We start from the raw sequence: 16,427 nt of genomic DNA, 5'->3' as shown, positions 1-16,427 counted from the left end.
AAACCACAGTATGTGACAGTGTCACCATTTGAGTGGCGCTTACGGTTCTGTCGCTAAGTCAACAGACGTTTCCGGGCTACGCAGCACAATCGCCTTGCCCGGAACGCCCCCCACATTTACCGTCGAATCATCGCTACCGTCTGCGCCAGCTGCTCGCGCTGTTCCGGGCTGACTTCACGTGCGGCGGACCAGCCGGCGTTTTGCACGATCAGCGTATTCAGCCCGACCAGCCAGTCGTAGATGTAGAAGGCCGCGTGGTTATTCGGCTTCAGCGCCAGCCGGGTCAGGCGCTGGCCCGGCCCGAGGCTGGCGGTCTGCACTTCCGGTTTGGCGAAAATCTTCTGCCCGCGGTTGATGCGGCTCTCCGGCCGTTCAGCCTCCGGCAGCTGCTGAAAGCCCAGCCAGGCGACAAAATCGCCGATCACGCTCAGCGCGCGCGACACCTGGCGGTCGGCGACCTGCCCGGCCGGCAGGCCCTGGGCGTCGTCGTTGGCCAGAATGCGCGCCAGCGCCGGTTCCACCCCCTGACGCACGCTGGCGGTGATCAGCTCGCTGGTCAGCATCTCCAGCGTCGGTTTGCTGACGCCGAGCAGCTCCAGCAGCGGGCCGTTTTCCGGCAGCTGGCGCAGCTGGTTGACCCAGTAGCGGTACACCTGCTGGGCAAATTCGGCGTCGTGGTCGACTTCCGGCACGCTGTGGTAGCTGGTCTGCACCGCCGTCAGCGGCGTTTCGCTCAGCAGGTCGATGGCCACGCCGATGCCAAACGGGTCGTCATCGCTGATGCTGTACTCATCCGCCAGCAGGCGTTCGTTGCGCTGTTCACGCTGTAAAAACAGATGGCGCAATGTGTCACGCACCGGCACCAGCCGCTCCAGCAGTTCGCCGTGAACGCCGGTGCGGGTCTGCAGGGCCTTCAGCAGGGTTTCGGCGATGCGCAGGCGGGCCGCGGCGTCGTCGGCTTCCACGTTCTGCGCCCACTGGCCGAGCAGGTTTTCGGTCAGCTCGCGCTGCACCTCACTGCGTAATACCTCCATCCGCGCCAGTTTCGCCTCGCGCAGCACCTCGTTAGAGAGGTAGCCGGCCATGCGCTGCACGCCTTTTTCATCCATCGCCAGCATCGCGCCCCAGGCATCGCCGGGCTGACCGACGAAGCGCTGCACGGCAGCGTCATGGTTATGGCCGTGGGTCAGGCGCTGATCGAACGGCGTCATCGCCCAGATCAGACCCGGCTTACGGCCGCTGCGCTGCTGACTGTTCTCTCCCTGGGTCTGCTTAACCCACTGGTCGAGCAGCCGGCCGACCAGCGGCGTCTCCAGGCGGTGGCCCGAGGCGCTGCACACCAGCAGATGGGTCAGCGTCTGCTTAAGGGTCGCGCGCTGCAGCAGCAGCGGGCGGCGCGCCTGCAGAAAGCCCAGCGCCAGCGCGTGCTGCTCGTCGTCCGGCAGCACCGAGGGCGTTACCAGGCCGGGATAGTCAAGCAGATCGACCTCACTGAACAGCGCTTCACGCGGGGTACTGTAAAGCGGCAGCAGTACCTCACGGCATAGCAGGGTCAGCTCCGCCAGCGCGATATTCACCGCCGGCAGGGTGCGCCCCTGGTGCAGCGGCGCGACCTGCACGATCAGGTCGCTGCTGGCGTTAAACTGGCTGACGCCGCTGTCGTTAAGCAGGCTGAACGACGGCTCATCCAGCACGCCGATCGGGGCAAGTACCCGGCGGGCGCCGGCCAGATGGTGCAGGGCGTGCGCCAGCTGGCGATAGAGCGCGGTCAGCTGGCGATCTTCGCCCCACAGCAGCGAGAACAGCCGCGCGCGCTCGTCAACGCCGAGCAGCGGCGCCAGCTCCACCGCCTGCGGCCAGAAGTGGCTCTCCAGCGCCGGGTCCTGGCGGCGCTGCAGCTGATTTACCTGATCCCACAGCGCCACCACCTGCTGCGGGGTAATGCCGGCCACCGGCTCCGCCTGGCGGTAGGGCGCCACGTTCTGCAGGCGTTCGTTCAGCTGCGACTCATCGGGCGCGGCGGCGCGATCCGTCTGCGACTGGCGGTACTGCAGCGCCAGCACCGCCACCAGTTCAGTCTCGCTCAGCAGGTCCAGCCGCACCGGCCAGCTGCTGTCGCTGGCGTGCTGCTGTGCGCTGAAGCGCAGCACCGGCGCGGCGGTGTGCTGCTGCGGGTTGAGCTGGCTGGCGTAATCCAGCACGCTGTTGCCCAGCGCGCACTCCAGCCGCCCTTTATCGCTGGCCGCCAGCCGGGCGATCAGATAGGACTTACCCTGCTGCGCCAGGCCGAACAGGCCGATGGCCGGAGGCTTCTGCACCGCGCTGACCAGCGCGCTGGCCTTATTATGCTGGCGCAGCAGCTTGACGCTCAACGAGTCGGCTTCCAGATCCAGCCGCGGTGACTGCTGGCGGTTGAGTTCCAGCCAGGCCAGCGCCTGTTCGATGCCCTGCGTCAGGGCGTCACGTTTTTTCACGGCCTGGGCGGAGAGAATTTGATTAATTGATTTCATTTACGGTACACGCTCCCGCTGTCGATCCAGTAATGTGCCATGCCGGAGCCGTTGCTGGCCAGGGTGTTCAGGCTCAGCCGCAGGTGTTCCAGCGGCACCTGGCTGCCGTCGTCCAGCTGGGCGTCGGCCAGGGTAAAGCGCTCGGGGCCAAACTCGCCGAAGGGCCGGCTGACCGCCAGCTTAACGCGCAGAACCCGGTCGCCGGCCACGCTGCGCGCCAGCTGCGGATCGACCAGCGTCAGGGAATAGAGCGGGGATGCCGGCCAGCGGTCGTTATCCAGCTGGCGGAAACCCAGCGTCAGCGCCCCGCGCACCTGGAAGCGGTTGCGCACTTCAAGGTTAAAGCTGTGCTGATCGAGGTCGATATCGCTGTACCACACGTCCTCCGCCTTCAGCGCGCCGGTAGCGTCGAGCATGCCAAGGTAGCGGATGGTGGAATAGGGCTGGAAATCACCGGCCTTAAACCAGAAGTTGGCCAGCCGCAGATCCAGCGACAGCAGGCACAGCATCGCACCCACCGCGGCGGTCGATTTTGGGTTCTCAATTTTTCCCTGCTTGTTAAACGGATACCAGTCGTTAGTGTGATAGCCGTCCAGCGACAGGATGCGGCTGACCGGCAGCGGCTGCAGGTGGCGGAACAGCGCCTGCACGCCGGGGAAGCGCGACGGGCGGCCGGTCAGCAGCAGCACGTCGCAGTCATACACCGCCACCACTTCCGACATCGAACGCAGGCTGTGGGTGATGTTCATGCGCGGCGAGAGGAACTCGGCGTGCAGCTTGCTCAGACGCACCACCAGCGGCACCTGCATTATGTCAAAACGTGCGGCTTCCGCCGGCAGTTCGCGCTGGATCTCGCGGTTAACGTACTCCAGCAGCGGGTCGGTCGGGCGGTGTGCGAGCAGCTCGGCAAAGCGGGCGTCGATCTCCGCCGCCAGATCCAGCGGGTCGAAACGCTCGTAGGCTTCGAGGATCGCCTGGCCAAGCGGAATAAACAGCTGCAGCGTCACCTGCTGGCGCAGGGTGGAGTGGCCGTCAAGGCGGCCTTCATGACCGAACAGCCGGGTCATCACCGCTTCCGGGTTGACCATGCCGGCCTGGCGGAAGGACGCCTGCAGCGCGGGCAGCACGTAGAGCTGGATCACGTCGAGCAGGATATCGTCACCGGCCAGCTTAAAGCCTTCGCGGAACAGCAGGCGCGGCATGATTTTGACGTTGTTGCCGGCGCCGTCGTCCAGCCGGTACTGGGTGATCGCCAGGTCGGTGGTGCCGCCGCCGATGTCGATCGAGGCGATGCGCAGGGTTTTTCCGGCCGGTTCATCGGCGGCGCGGGCGCGGTCCGGGCGCGCCATGCTGGCGAAGAACGCCTCCGCACGGCCGCCAAAGTTGACCTGGGTTTCGTTATACAGATAGACCATCTGGCCGCAGGTGGCTTCGTCCCACTCCATCTGCACCTCGGGCACCGGCAGCAGGCTGCTGGCGCGGTCGCTCTCGCTGCGGAAATCCTCATCCGCCGGGTGCCAGCCGAGCGCTTTCCACACCAGCGCGATCGCCTCCTGCATGCGGCGGCGGAAGATCTCCCGCTCGGGTTTCGGCATCGCGGAAGGCAGGGTGAGGATAATGTTACGCAGCTGACGCGGGGCGCTGCTGTGCAGCATCTTTTGCCGCTGCTGCGGGCTGTTCATCTGCAGCAGCGCCTGGGCCAGCAGCTCTGATAGCATCAGGCTCATCAGCGAACTGCGGCTGTACTGCGCGGCAAACACCGGCAGCCGATCTTCCAGCGGCAGGCGGTAGAGCGGCTCGCCGTCGTCGTTGATCAGGCAGGTAAGCGGCAGCGCGATGGCCGCCGGCTCCAGCTGCTGATTGCCCGGCGTGCGGCTGAAGCGCCAGCCCGGCGTGTAACTCTCTTCGTCCCACAGGTAGCGGCGCGGGCTGGAGAGGCCGGTGGCCCCTTCGGTGCCGAGGCGCTGCTGGGCCAGCCTGACCGCTTCGCGGCCGACGCGAACGATCGACGGCCAGATAAAGGCGTCTTCCCGGCCGCTTTCGCGCGAGTAGTTCTGCTTGCCAAACTGCGCCAGCGCGAACTCCACCCGGCTTTCAAACAGCTCGTTATAGCGCAGGTGAGGTTCGCTCAGGTTGCGCAGCTGCATCTCGTAGGTGTGCTTCAGGCCCTGATGATCGTCGAGGTGATCTTCCACCATAATGCCGCAGGTGTGCGAGTTGCCGACGTCGAGGATCAGGTCGACGTTAATCGCCGGCTCCTGCAGCGTGGCGGCGCTGATCTTCAGCTCCGGCACGCTGAGCTGCTCACCGAGCAGCTGCAGGATATTCAGGTAGTGCGCCTGGTACTCAAATTCGCGCAGGGCGGTTTTGATATTGACCTGTGGCCGCTGTTCGCGCTCGCTGGCGCTTTCGCTGAACGCCTCGCGCAGCCAGCCGTCCACCCAGGTCTGATCGAGAAACTCGCCCAGCTCCTCGCTGCGGTGGGCCAGCGCAAAGCTGACGCCGTTGCGCACGTCGCTCTCGTTCAGCGCCAGCGCATCTTCGCCCTCCGTCGCCAGCCGGGTGTCAAAGGCCAGCACGATGCGGTGAGTGCGGCCTTTCTCGTCCGGTGCGTCCAGCGCCACCACCTGCACCCGCGCCCAGTTATCCGGGCCGCCGGTGAAGTTGCGCGGTGGGTTAAAGCGGAAGAACGGCAGCGGCAGCCACTGCCCGTTCAGCAGCGCCAGCGACTGGGCCAGCGGGAAGCTGAACTCCGGCTTCACCAGCTCCGGCGGCATGCCGGCGGTCTGCGGCAGCAGGTATTTGCCGCTCTGCGGATGATAATCCAGCCGCAGCAGCGGGCCGTTGGCCGTCTGGCGCACAAACTTGCCCGGCCAGTCGGCGTCGCAGACCGGCGTCAGTGCAAAATCAAGAAACTGAATACCGCTGTTCTGCACCAGCGTCATATTGGGTTTGAAATCAGTAATGGTTGCCAGCAGCATTATCGGGTCTCACGTTTCATGGTCATTGGCAGCACCGTATTGTTACTGTCGTTATAGCTGCCGTTACACTGGGCGGCACCGGTCAGGCCCTGGCGGCACAGCAGTTCCGGCATACGATAGCGCGTACCGTCGCTGCAGCGGGCGGTGTTGCGGCTTTTAATCACCAGGTTGCCGGACGGCATCACCGCCGCCTCAACGTCGGCGCGGCAGGTTACGCCGTCGCCCTGGGTGATGCGCGCGGTGCCCGTGCCGTTGCGCAGCTGGTATTTCAGCTGTGGCGGGCGGCCGGTCAGCGGCGCAGCCTGCTGCACGATCACCCGCCAGTTGCCGTTAAGGAACTTCGGCGAGCCGAGTCTGACCGCCTCCGCCGGCAGCACCAGGTCATCTTTATCCGGCGGCGGCAGATCGGCTTCCGGCTCTGGTTCCGGCGCGATCGCCGGTGCGGCGTGGGTGGCCGGGGCCAGCGGCAGCGTGCCACCGGTTGTGGCGGTAGCGCCCTGAGTCATTGCGGCTGTGGCCGGAGAAAGGGCGGTTGCGGTGCTCTGTGCCGTGCCGGCAGAAGCCTGTCCGGCCACTGGCGCTGCCGGCTGACCGACGGATGCCGATGCTGCGGGCTGAGCCGCAGAGGTGGCCGGTGCGGGGCTGGCGTTAGCCGCCGTCGCGGCTGTGGACGGGGTAGTCTCTGGTGCAGAAGCTGTAACAGCTGCAGCTGGCTTCGCGGTCTGAGCAACGGTTGAAACAGGGACAGACGCCGCAGCAGGCTGTGCCGAAGCCGAAGCCGAAGCCGAATCCGTCGGCATCGCGGCAGGTTGCGCCGCCGGGGCCGAAGCCTGCGGCTCAGCGTCGCCCATCGGTGGCAGCCACTGCACGCCGATGGCGACCAGCATCGCCACCACCGGCAGCGCCCAGATATAGCGCATACCGCCGCGCGAGCGGCTCGCCGCCGGGCTGGTCGCTGCCGTCGGTGCGGATTCTGTAACGGTATTTACCGCCTCTTCCGGCTCATCGACGATCTGCAGCGGTGGAATAGCGGGCATCACCAGCGGTTCAGACAGGCTGGCCGGGGGGGCAGAGGGAGCAGGGGGGATTGCTGGCGTCGCAGCGGCCACCGCCGCAGGGGCGACAGGTGCGGCCGAAGCGGCCAGCGCGGCAGGGGCCGCAAGGCGTGACAGCCCCAGCGCTGGCATTTCGTCCTCTTCCGCCAGCTGCAGGCAGTCCAGCGCGTCTTTGTGCGCGCGCTTTTCCAGGCTGACAAACCCCCAGAAGGTGATCACCGGCCTGCCGTCGACCAGGTAGACGTGAAACTCATCGGGGAACTGCAGCGCCTTACTCAGCAGCGCGCCAAACAGCCGCTGGCTTGGTTTCGCCGAGGCACAGGCCTGTTCGCTGAGCTGGAGCATCACCTGCTGGCAGGCGCGCAGCTGGGTCAGCGCCGCCGCCCGCGCGCCGTTGCTGGCGGCGGCCCAGGAGGTGACTTTGCCGCTGACCGGTGAATACCAGTCGAGGCGATCGCCGGCGTCGTTAGGCTGGGGGATCGCCAGACAGTCGGCAATCTGCGGCTGCTGGCGCAGGCGCAGCGTTTCCCGCAGCTGTAAGGCAGAAAGCCACAGCGGCTGGCCATTTTCACCGAGGGCCAGCAGCGCATCCAGGCTGCCGCTGCGTAAGAAGATTTTTGCCACGCAATAAGGCCTTATAGTCAGAGTTCGTTAGAAAAAACCACGTGTAATCAGCCTACTTTAGCCGGAGCGACTTAAATCAAATGCGTAAATAAGCGGTGAAACTGCCGAGTACTTGCGGCATAGGTCGTTGCATAAGCCAGAGGCGCTCAGTATGGTGTGCGTCCCACACGCTAACTGACCGGAATGAAATGACGAATCCTGGCTCAAAAGATCCCCTGCATGGCATTACGCTCGAGGCCCTGCTGAATGCGCTGGTTGCGCGTTACGGCTGGGCTGAACTGGCGCAGCGGGTCAACATTAACTGCTTTAAAAGCGACCCCAGCATCAAATCCAGCCTGAAATTTTTGCGGCGTACCCCGTGGGCACGCGCGGAAGTTGAGGCGTTATACCTGGCCTTACAGGACGCACTGCAGCGCCATGCCAGACCTTCGGTTGCTCATCCCGCAGAGCAGGCTTCGCCGCCTGCCTGCCGTCCGGCGCGCGGCGTTGATCCGGCGAAACGTGCCGATCGGCCTGATATTACCCCGCCAGCCGGTTCTGCTGCGCAACAGCATCCTACTTCGCCTGGCGATCCTGCTGCGCAAGGTGACAGCACGCCCGCGGACGAAGTCGCGGTGAAAAAAAGCCCCCTGCCTCCTGCTGAAGACCCGTGGAGTAAATGGCGGAAAGAATAATACCCGGCAGCGCTACTGGACCGCGCCCACGTAAAGGAAGTGTGGTAAGGGAAGATGAGAATTCAGGGCGGAAGGAGGAGGATTTTTCCGGGGAAGGCAGGAGAGAGAACTGGCGCCCCCGCTTTACGCGGAGGCGCCTGACGCTGTTACAGTGCCATATCGTGCTGCGGGCTGTCGGCGCGCTTCTGCTGCGGGGCAGCATCAGCAGCCGGAGCCGCGTGGTTCATATCAATCACCGGTGGGGTGACCAGCTGCAGGGTCGCAGCCGTATCGTTCCACACCTGCTGGGTCAGGCCAGCGTTGCCGTTCAGCTCCTGACCGTAGCTTGGGATGATGCCACGGATCTTGCTCTGCCACTCTGGTGAGTTGAACTGCTCAGGGAACAGCTTCTTCATCACGTTCAGGGTGATCGGTGCCGCGGTGGATGCGCCCGGGGAGGCACCCAGCAGGGCCGCTACGGTTTTCTGCCGATCGGTCACGATTTCGGTACCGAGTTTCAGCACGCCGCCTTTCTCCGCGTCCTTCTTGATGATCTGCACGCGCTGACCGGCCTGAATCAGTTTCCAGTCCTCTTTACGCGCGTTCGGGAAGTACTCCTTCAGCGCCTCAAAGCGGTCGTCATCGCTCAGCATCACCTGACCAATCAGGTATTTCACCAGATCGAAGTTGTCCATGCCCACGTGGGTCATCGGCATAACGTTACTGGTGGTGGTGGTGCTCAGCAGGTCAAACAGCGAGCCGTTTTTCAGGAACTTGGTGGAGAAGGTGGCGAAAGGTCCAAACAGCACCACGCGCTTACCGTCCAGGAAACGGGCGTCCAGGTGCGGTACCGACATTGGCGGTGCGCCAACCGACGCCTGACCGTAGACTTTCTCCAGGTGCTGTCTGGTCAGCTCCGGGTTCTCGGTCACCAGGAAGGAGCCACCCACCGGGAAGCCGGCGTAGTTTTCACCTTCAGGAATACCGGTTTTCTGCAGCAGCTTCAGCGCGCCGCCGCCGGCACCGATAAACACGTATTTCGCGTCCACCGCGTGCTCTTTACCGCTTTTCACGTCGGTGATGGTCACATGCCAGGAGTTATCGTCGTTGCGCTTGAAGTCGGTCACTTCGGCCGAGGTTTCCAGCGTGAAGTTGGTGTCTTTCTTCAGGCTGCCGATCAGCTGGCGGGTGATCTCGCCGTAGTTAACGTCGGTACCGGCCGGCGTCCAGGTGGCCGCCACTTTCTGCTGCGGATCGCGACCTTCAATCACCAGCGGAGCCCACTGTTTGATCTGGTTCTGATCGGTAGAGAACTTCATGCCCTGGAACAGGGTGGTCTGCTGCAGCGCTTCGTAGCGCTTGGTCAGGTAGCTGACGTTCTGGTCGCCCCAGACGAAGCTCATGTGCGGCGTGGAGTTGATGAACGAATGCGGGTTGTTAAGGATGCCGCGCTTGACCTGTGCGGTCCAGAACTGGCGCGAGATCATAAACTGTTCGTTGATCTCCAGCGCTTTAGTCACGTCGATGCTGCCATCGGCGCGCTGCGGCGTATAGTTCAGCTCCATATTGGCCGAGTGGCCCGTACCGGCATTGTTCCAGCCGTTAGAGGATTCCAGCGCCACGCCGTCCAGCTTCTCAACCATCAGCTGTTTCCAGCCCGGCTGCAGTTCCTGTAACCAGGTGCCCAGTGAGGCGCTCATGATACCGCCGCCAATCAGCAGAACGTCGGTCTTAGGGGTGGCTGGCGTTTCAGCATGCAGGCTGGAGCAGACCAGCAGCGCTGAGAGAGAAAGCAGGGGAATAAATTTAGGAGAATTCGACATTTTTATAACACGCATCAATACTTTTTTAAAAAATGAAAAAATATTTTAACGCACTTTGTTTTAGGTTGCCAGCAGAACAGCCCGGCTGAAAGGCGTCCGCTGCGCTAAAAGCGGCGTAAATCAGAGTAAACCGAACGCTGTCATGCTGTTGTCGTTGTCCCGGGCGCGTTATCATACGCTGTTAAATTTTTAGCTAAGGAAGTTGCGTCATCATGTCCTGTCGTTCTGCTCTGACCCTTATTTCCGCCGCCTGCGTGCTGAGCGGCTGCACCAGCATCAGCAGCCTGACTACCCTGTCGCAGGCACCGGCCCCCGTTCAGGCCTCCAGCCCGGCGTCGGCTGAAAACACTACGCCCGCAGCGCAAACCGCTGCGGTTAGCGGTGCTCAGCCGGTGGACACTTCCGCCAGCGGCACCGTAACGCCGGTGGAGGGTGGGGCATCCTCACCCGCCGGCGGTACACAGCAACCGTCGACGGGCTGGGTGGCCATCCAGCCGGACGAAACCTCCGGCACACAGGCCGTTAATGCGGCCAGCGGCAGCAGCGTGACCACAGAGCAGGCCGCCGGGGCAGCAACACCGGCAGGTACGGCAGCGGCTGGTGATACCGCTACTCAGGCCAGCGGCAGCAGCGGCGCAGCAGCCGGGCAGGCCGCCGTCGGATCGATGTCGCGTCCGATCGCCGCACCGGGTACCGAATCCGTAACGCCAGCGACCGGCGGTGAGACCGCAGCAGCGGCGACCGCCACGCCTGCCGCTGGAACGACGGCACTCGCTGCCAGTAGCGTCAGCCAGCCCGCAGCGACAACAGCTGCGGCCACAGCGGCTAACGAAGCAGGTTCAGCAGGAACGGCCATAACGGCTAACGCCGCAGGGCAGACGGTGCCGTCTGCTACCACGGCGGCCACTCAGTCCGGGACTGACACCGTCGCCGCCCCGGCGGCAACGGCCAGCCAGGCCACCCCGGAGACCGCCGGCTCCGTGAGCACGCCATCTGCCGCAATCGACGCAGCATCAGCCCCGGCGGCGGATTCATCGGCAAAAGTGCTTGCCGGCAGCGAGATCGCTTCGGCACCGAAGGTTATCGCCGGCAACGATATCGCCTCGGCACCGGCCAGCAGTACGGCAAACGTTAAGCCAGAAGCCGATCCGAACGCGCCGCCGTTCAGCAGCGGCCCGACCCAGATAAGTATTACCCATGTCGTCACCAAAGCCGATGACGGCTCAAAGCTGACGCTGACCATCGACGGGACCGATGCCGGAACCCTGGGTAAAGGTGAAAAACGCCAGCTGTTTATGCCCGCCGGCAAGCATAAAGTGGGTGGCTACGTTAAGACGCTGTTTGGCTATGGTCGTGTAACCATCGATTCGGTGGACGTCACCACCACGCCGGGCAAACCGGTGAGCGTGACCTATTCGGTTACCCGCAACAAGCCGACTTTTGCGCTGCAGAAACACCGTTAGACTGTCTACAGCGGAGCAGAACCGAACGGGTTATCAGCAAAGCGTTGGCAACCCTGGCCGGCGAGTGCGATCGGTAACGCTGAGTCAGGCGGGGTAAGCTTCTGTAACGCTGAGGAATGCGTTGGCACTGAACGCCGTAAATCATGCTGAAAAAAGTGGCCTGGCGAGCTCGTTGAGCGAACCTGGCCATTGTGCTATTCGTGGCCGCAGCTAAAGTTAAAATCCTCCAGTTTCACCACGGCCCCGTTCACCAGCCGCGCGCCGCTGCAGCGTACGGCGTAGGGATACTCGGGGCCGACCTCAACGTAAACCTGCCAGACGGCCTCGCTGCCGTCGGCCAGCTCTGCAGAGAAAGTAAACAGCCAGGTTTCGTTCTCCGCGCCAGCGGACTGACCGGGGCAGACCACCGGACTGGCGTGGTGCATCTGTTCGGGGCTGACCTCGATCTGCCGATCCTGATAGCGATAGATAAACAGGCCGGATGGGATCACATTCACTGACATGGCTCTCTCCTGGATCGAACGGAACATTTCCGCGAGTACAGGCCACGGCGGTGGCCCGCAGGGCACTATAGGAGGATGAGCAATGGGAAAAGTGGCCCGATGTAGCGACCGGGCACGGGGCAGGTGTAAATGGACAGATTACTATTTCAGTGACAAGCTGGCGTTTGCCAGACGCCGGTTAAACGCTGGGGTCATCCGGGGTATAGCTGACCACCAGTTCCAGCGTATTGCGGATCACCTCGTTGTAAGCCTCATCGATACTCTGATCCAGTTCAGCGATCAGCTGAATAATCACCGTCTTGTTACTGACTTCGCTGCTGGCAGCAACGATTTTCTTGATGACTAAACCCAGCAGGGCGGTTTCCTGAGCAAGCGACTCACCGGCGTTACGAAAAAAATTAAGAACAGAGAGTTCTGAGTAGACTTGCTGCATTTTCTTCTCTTATGGGTAGGCGTGCTGTTTAGCGATCGAAACCGGTACGGCGGGGCGATCCTGCCCGTCGCCGGAATAAAGCGTACAACTAATGTTTTTTGCTGCCCTGCGGCACGTTTTTAATGCTGGAAACGTGCCGGTGAGAATCACTGGCGCTGGGTTCGGCGTGGTTGCGGTTGCGCGCGGTGGAGATGCCTTCACGCACTTCAACAATCGCCCGATGGAGCAAAGAAACCTGTGCGGCATCTTCATTCTCTGACATCAGCTCCAGCCGCGCCACCAGCGCCGCGCTGCTGATCGGGCCGTTCTCATGTAACAACGAGAGAACCGCTTCACCGATCAGGATATCGATCATTTTGTCATCATCACTGTGCTTCATCACTACGTCTCTGTATCACTACGTCTCTGTGTGCTGTCCCTTACGTCCGACCAAAAAGCAGTTCAATCAGTTGATGGTAATGACGTTCCTGTTCCTGACTGCTCGCCGCTTCCAGATGCCCCAGTAGCCGGGCGCACAGGGATTTGCGGTTCAGGGGGTCACCGGAACGCAGAATTTCTACCACAATTTTCCCCATCGTCTCCTGTTGCGAAGGTAGTGAGGGGGAGCTGATAAAATGCGAGTGGTTTTCAGCATTTTCGGATTCATGGCCACTCTGGCGCATCATTACGTCCTCAATCGTAAGGGATTTCCCAGCCTGTCGGGATAAAGTTATACAATAATGTCTTAATGGTACAGGATTTTGTGGGATTACTGAGCGGTTGATTGATCAAAAAGTGCTTATTGCATAAAATCAATAAGTTAAATCGGCACAATGAGAGGGCGCCAGCAACGCTGTGCGCATTATACAGTGGGGGTGCGGTCTTCCGTGACCCGGCGGCTTATCAGATGCGACCCGGTCAGGGAAGCAGACGTTTTATCGTCGCGTCGCGCCAGCAAAACTCAACATAGTGGCGCTGGCAGGCAGCGGTGGCTCGGCAGGTAAAGCGCTGCGCGGCGTTTTCATGCCATGCGGCAGGCTCAGGCTGGTGGCGGGCTCGCGTAAGCCCATCAGCCATTTTCGGGCTTTATAAATCTGCATAACGCGCAGATCGTCGGCTTCACTTTCCGCCATCTCCCGCAGGGTGTCGATAAGCGATCGAAGGGTCACTTCTTCCGAGTTGAAGATGAGGTGAATGGCGGCCTCGCCGACGACGACGTTACCTGTCTCTTCATCAGAAAAATACAAATTAACTCCTCCACAATGGCTTCAACACGTTCATCTGACTTACCCGATAATTTTAGCAACGGCGCTTATAATCAAACGAACAATTTACCTGGATGTTATTGGGCTAATCATAGCCCTGGGCTATCAATCAAGCAATGTAATCGGTAACAACTTGATTGTATAAGACTTTTGTCTCACTAAAAGGACCGTTCCGAAACGGTCTTTTTGTAAACTTTATCGTATTTTGTGATCGCTATCGGATTTGCTGACATCCTGTTGTCATCTGTGGCAAAGCGGTACTGCTTACGGAAGGCTAATCGTTCAGCGGGTTACGGGCAAAACGGGGGCAGCGTAAGGGTTCAGGCACGCCGCAGCGTGCCTGAACAACGGGCGAGAATCAGATTGCAATGGCGTGAATCTGAGCCACGGCGCGCGCCGCTTCTTTGCCTTTTTTCACAAAATGCTCGGTATAGAAATCGATAAATTCAGCCGACGGCTGGAAGTTATGCGGGGTCAGTGAAACGGAGAAAACCGGTACGTTAGTCGCCAGCTGGGCCTGCATCAGACCGGTCACTACCGCCTGGGCAACAAAATCATGGCGGTAAATGCCGCCGTCAACCACCAGCGCGGCGCAGACGATCGCATCAAAGTTGCCGCTCTGGGCCAGACGCTGTGCCAGCAGGGGCATCTCAAACGCGCCCGGAACATCCCAGGTTTTCAGTTCATACGGGGTGTTGCTGCTATCCAGCTCCTGCTGAAAACCAGCCAGCGCCTGAGAAACAATTTCACTGTGCCAGTTAGCTTTAATAAAGGCGACTCTTAACGCGGACATGAATGACTCCAGAAAAGGGCGGTGAACCCCGCCGGGCGAAGCAGCGGATCGGGTTTTCACCAGGCATTATAATTAAAAGAAAAAGTGCCTCCTTTTTACATCCTATTTCGTAATATGTCCATGTTGAGTTAATGGTTGCGCTACTCGCCGCACCATCTGTTAATCCGGTGCGGCATTCTGGCAGTTACTGACTGATGGTCTGTTGCAGGGCGGCGATAGAGGAGGTAACACCGGCCTCAACCGACATGGTCAGGTCTTCCATCTCCAGCGAGACCCAGTCGTTATAGCCCATCATGCGCACCACGGAGAAGAACTCCTTCCACCACTGCAGATCCTGGCCGCAGCCGACCGCGACGTAGTTCCAGGCACGGTTGGCGACGTCTTCCACCGGTTTGGTCTCCAGCAGGCCGTTAATACCGACCAGGCCGCGCTCCAGGCGCACGTCTTTACCGTGCACGTGGTGGATGGCCGGGCCAAGGGCGCGGGCGGCGGCGATCGGGTCAGCGCCCATCCACAGCAGGTGGCTCGGATCGAGGTTCAGTCCGACGGTCGGGCCCACCGCGTCGCGCAGACGGAACAGGGTTTCCGGGTTCCACACCAGCATCGAGCTGAAGTTCTCCAGCGCGAATTTTTCCACGCCGTTCTCCTTCGCACGCTGCACCAGCCCCTGCCAGTAAGGGATCGCCACTTCGTTCCACTGATAGTCCAGGCAGTTTTTCAGCGTTGGCGGCCAGCTGACGGTATAGGTGATCCAGTTCGGGATGGTGTCGTGCGGGCTGGCCGGCGGCAGGCCGCTCATCATCACGATCTTCTTCACCCCCAGCTCACCGGCCAGCTGCAGCGCTTTTTCGGTGTCGCTTTTGTGGCGCTGGCCCAGCTCACCCGGGTCAAGCGGGTTACCGGAGACGTTCAGCGCGGCGATGGCCATGCCGCGGCTCTCCAGCGCCTGCCGCAGCTGCTGGCGCTTTTGCGCGCTGGCCAGCAGTTCGTCGGTGCGCAGGTGCGGTGCTGAAGACCAGCCACCGGTGGTCATTTCAACGCCGTTAACGCCCAGCTCCAGCAGTTTATCCAGCATCGCTTCAAAGGGCAGGTGGCCCAGGCTGTCGGTACAGAATGATAATTTCATGGTCAGGCCTTACTCGTAGTTAACCCAGGTGGCGCCGTTGTCGGCAGAACGTACACAGTTTTCAATCCAGCGCACTCCTTCCAGCCCGGCATCGATATCCGGGTAGATCAGCGCATCCAGCGTCTGCTGGTCGCCGCGCTGGGTGGCGCTGATGGCAATGGCAAATTTCAGGTAGATATTCGCCCAGGATTCGGCAAGGCCTTCGGTGTGCAGCGCCCCTAAACGTTCGTCGGCCAGTGCGCTTTCGTGCAGGTACGGCATACCGTGGTGCATCATCTGGCTCGGCTGGCCCTGCACCTCATACTTCAGCTCGCCCGGGTTGTAGTCGCTCCACTCCAGGCTGGCCTGGGAGCCGATCACGCGAATAAACTGGCTGTCCATAGAACCGGCGTTAATAGAGGACGCCCACATACGGCCGACGGCGCCGTTCTCGTAGTGCATCAGCACCATGGCGTTGTCTTCCAGCGGCGCGCGGGAAGGGATAAAGCTCTGGCGATCGCACAGCAGCGACTTAATCCTGAGGGCCGGCAGCACCAGCTGCGAGATATAGAAGGTGTGGGTAGAGATATCCCCCAGCACAAAGGTTGGCCCGGCGATTTTCGGGTCAACGCGCCACTTCTGCGCTTCGCTGAACTTATCGGCGCTGTCGTTGGCGCTGAAGCCGTGGGTGTACTGCAGCTCGACCATGCGCACTTCACCGATATCACCGTTGGCAATCATCGCGCGCATCTGCATCAGCAGCGGATGCCCGGAGAAGCCGTAGGTGACGCCAACGATCAGATTTTTCTCTGCGGCCAGCGCTTTGATTTCCCTGGCTTCCGCGGTGGTGAAGAACAGCGGCTTTTCACAAATTACGTGAATGCCGGCGTTCAGAGCGGCTTTAGCGATCTCATAGTGGGTGCCGTTTGGCGTGGCGATGGTCACCACCTCAATGCCGTCTTCCCGTCTGGCTTCCTCCGCCAGCAGCTGCTGGTAGGTGTCGTAGCAGCGATCGGCCGCCACGCCCAGATTAATGCCAAAATCGCGGCCGCGAGCGGCGTCAATATCGAACGCGCAGGCGACCAGCTGGTAAGCGGTGTTATCGCGCAGGGCACCGCTGCGATGTTTATAGCCGACCTGGCTCAGACGACCGCCACCGATCATCGCCCAGCGCAGGGGGCGAGGGATTTTTCTTTCACCGTTAAGCATGTGTGACTCCTTAATTCTTTGCACCCGGGTG

General features: G+C 61.5%; 13 protein-coding genes and 1 pseudogene. 2 read left to right on the top strand and 12 right to left on the bottom strand.

The genetic code is table 11. From position 1 onward, the window contains the following. Window positions 1-116 precede the first annotated feature (116 nt). From GKQ23_RS12230 to GKQ23_RS12220, 3 genes are read right to left on the bottom strand one after another with little or no spacing between them, the layout of a single operon-like run. Window positions 117-2,510 carry a virulence factor SrfC family protein gene (locus tag GKQ23_RS12230; RefSeq protein ID WP_212411406.1) on the bottom strand — a complete coding sequence of 798 codons (2,394 nt, stop codon included), beginning with the start codon at window positions 2,508-2,510 and terminating at the stop codon, window positions 117-119. Next, window positions 2,507-5,488 (bottom strand): virulence factor SrfB, encoded by a 2,982-nt coding sequence (locus GKQ23_RS12225; RefSeq protein ID WP_212411772.1) that lies wholly within the window; start codon window positions 5,486-5,488, stop codon window positions 2,507-2,509. Before GKQ23_RS12225 ends, GKQ23_RS12230 begins: the two co-directional genes overlap by 4 nt. Window positions 5,489-5,490: 2 nt before the next feature. After that, complete coding sequence (locus GKQ23_RS12220; RefSeq protein WP_212411404.1) at window positions 5,491-7,170, bottom strand: SrfA family protein; 1,680 nt, start codon at window positions 7,168-7,170, stop codon at window positions 5,491-5,493. A 188-nt stretch (window positions 7,171-7,358) separates the two neighbouring features. On the opposite strand from GKQ23_RS12220, the pseudogene GKQ23_RS12215 reads away from it, so the two are divergent. Next, window positions 7,359-7,574, top strand: a pseudogene (locus GKQ23_RS12215) (VF530 family DNA-binding protein); the annotation flags it as partial. A gap of 416 nt (window positions 7,575-7,990) precedes the next feature. Here GKQ23_RS12215 and mqo read toward each other — a convergent pair. Continuing rightward, a complete protein-coding gene (mqo, locus tag GKQ23_RS12210) occupies window positions 7,991-9,646 on the bottom strand; it encodes a malate dehydrogenase (quinone) (protein WP_212411402.1) in 1,656 nt (551 codons plus the stop codon). A gap of 212 nt (window positions 9,647-9,858) precedes the next feature. On the opposite strand from mqo, the gene GKQ23_RS24185 reads away from it, so the two are divergent. After that, entirely contained in the window at window positions 9,859-11,109 is a 1,251-nt protein-coding gene (locus GKQ23_RS24185; RefSeq protein ID WP_371820193.1) for a hypothetical protein, read from the top strand. Between the two features lie 194 nt (window positions 11,110-11,303). On the opposite strand, the gene GKQ23_RS12200 is transcribed toward GKQ23_RS24185, so the two are convergent. From GKQ23_RS12200 to GKQ23_RS12165, 8 genes are all read right to left on the bottom strand, one after another. Continuing rightward, window positions 11,304-11,612 (bottom strand): hypothetical protein, encoded by a 309-nt coding sequence (locus GKQ23_RS12200; protein WP_056237991.1) that lies wholly within the window; start codon window positions 11,610-11,612, stop codon window positions 11,304-11,306. Between the two features lie 178 nt (window positions 11,613-11,790). Next, the gene (locus tag GKQ23_RS12195) at window positions 11,791-12,045 is read right to left on the bottom strand and encodes a biofilm development regulator YmgB/AriR family protein (protein ID WP_212411400.1); all 255 of its coding nucleotides are present in this window, start codon (window positions 12,043-12,045) and stop codon (window positions 11,791-11,793) included. Between the two features lie 88 nt (window positions 12,046-12,133). Continuing rightward, window positions 12,134-12,424, bottom strand: coding sequence for a hypothetical protein (locus GKQ23_RS12190; protein WP_056237988.1), 291 nt, complete (start codon window positions 12,422-12,424; stop codon window positions 12,134-12,136). Between the two features lie 40 nt (window positions 12,425-12,464). Continuing rightward, the gene (ycgZ, locus tag GKQ23_RS12185) at window positions 12,465-12,707 is read right to left on the bottom strand and encodes a regulatory protein YcgZ (protein ID WP_212411768.1); all 243 of its coding nucleotides are present in this window, start codon (window positions 12,705-12,707) and stop codon (window positions 12,465-12,467) included. A gap of 252 nt (window positions 12,708-12,959) precedes the next feature. Next, the gene (locus tag GKQ23_RS12180) at window positions 12,960-13,271 is read right to left on the bottom strand and encodes a hypothetical protein (RefSeq protein WP_056237985.1); all 312 of its coding nucleotides are present in this window, start codon (window positions 13,269-13,271) and stop codon (window positions 12,960-12,962) included. 376 nt (window positions 13,272-13,647) lie between these two features. Further along, on the bottom strand, window positions 13,648-14,082 hold the full coding sequence (locus GKQ23_RS12175) for a 6,7-dimethyl-8-ribityllumazine synthase (protein WP_056237983.1): 435 nt from the start codon (window positions 14,080-14,082) through the stop codon (window positions 13,648-13,650). Window positions 14,083-14,266: 184 nt separating this feature from the next. Next, window positions 14,267-15,208: a sugar phosphate isomerase/epimerase gene (locus GKQ23_RS12170; protein WP_101505692.1), complete on the bottom strand. Its 942-nt coding sequence runs from the start codon at window positions 15,206-15,208 to the stop codon at window positions 14,267-14,269. Between the two features lie 9 nt (window positions 15,209-15,217). Continuing rightward, complete coding sequence (locus GKQ23_RS12165; RefSeq protein WP_212411398.1) at window positions 15,218-16,396, bottom strand: Gfo/Idh/MocA family protein; 1,179 nt, start codon at window positions 16,394-16,396, stop codon at window positions 15,218-15,220. Window positions 16,397-16,427 lie beyond the last annotated feature (31 nt).

It is taken from the genome of Erwinia sp. E602 (assembly GCF_018141005.1).
GTDB lineage: Bacteria > Pseudomonadota > Gammaproteobacteria > Enterobacterales > Enterobacteriaceae > Erwinia.
This window is presented reverse-complemented; position numbering and strand designations above follow the sequence as displayed.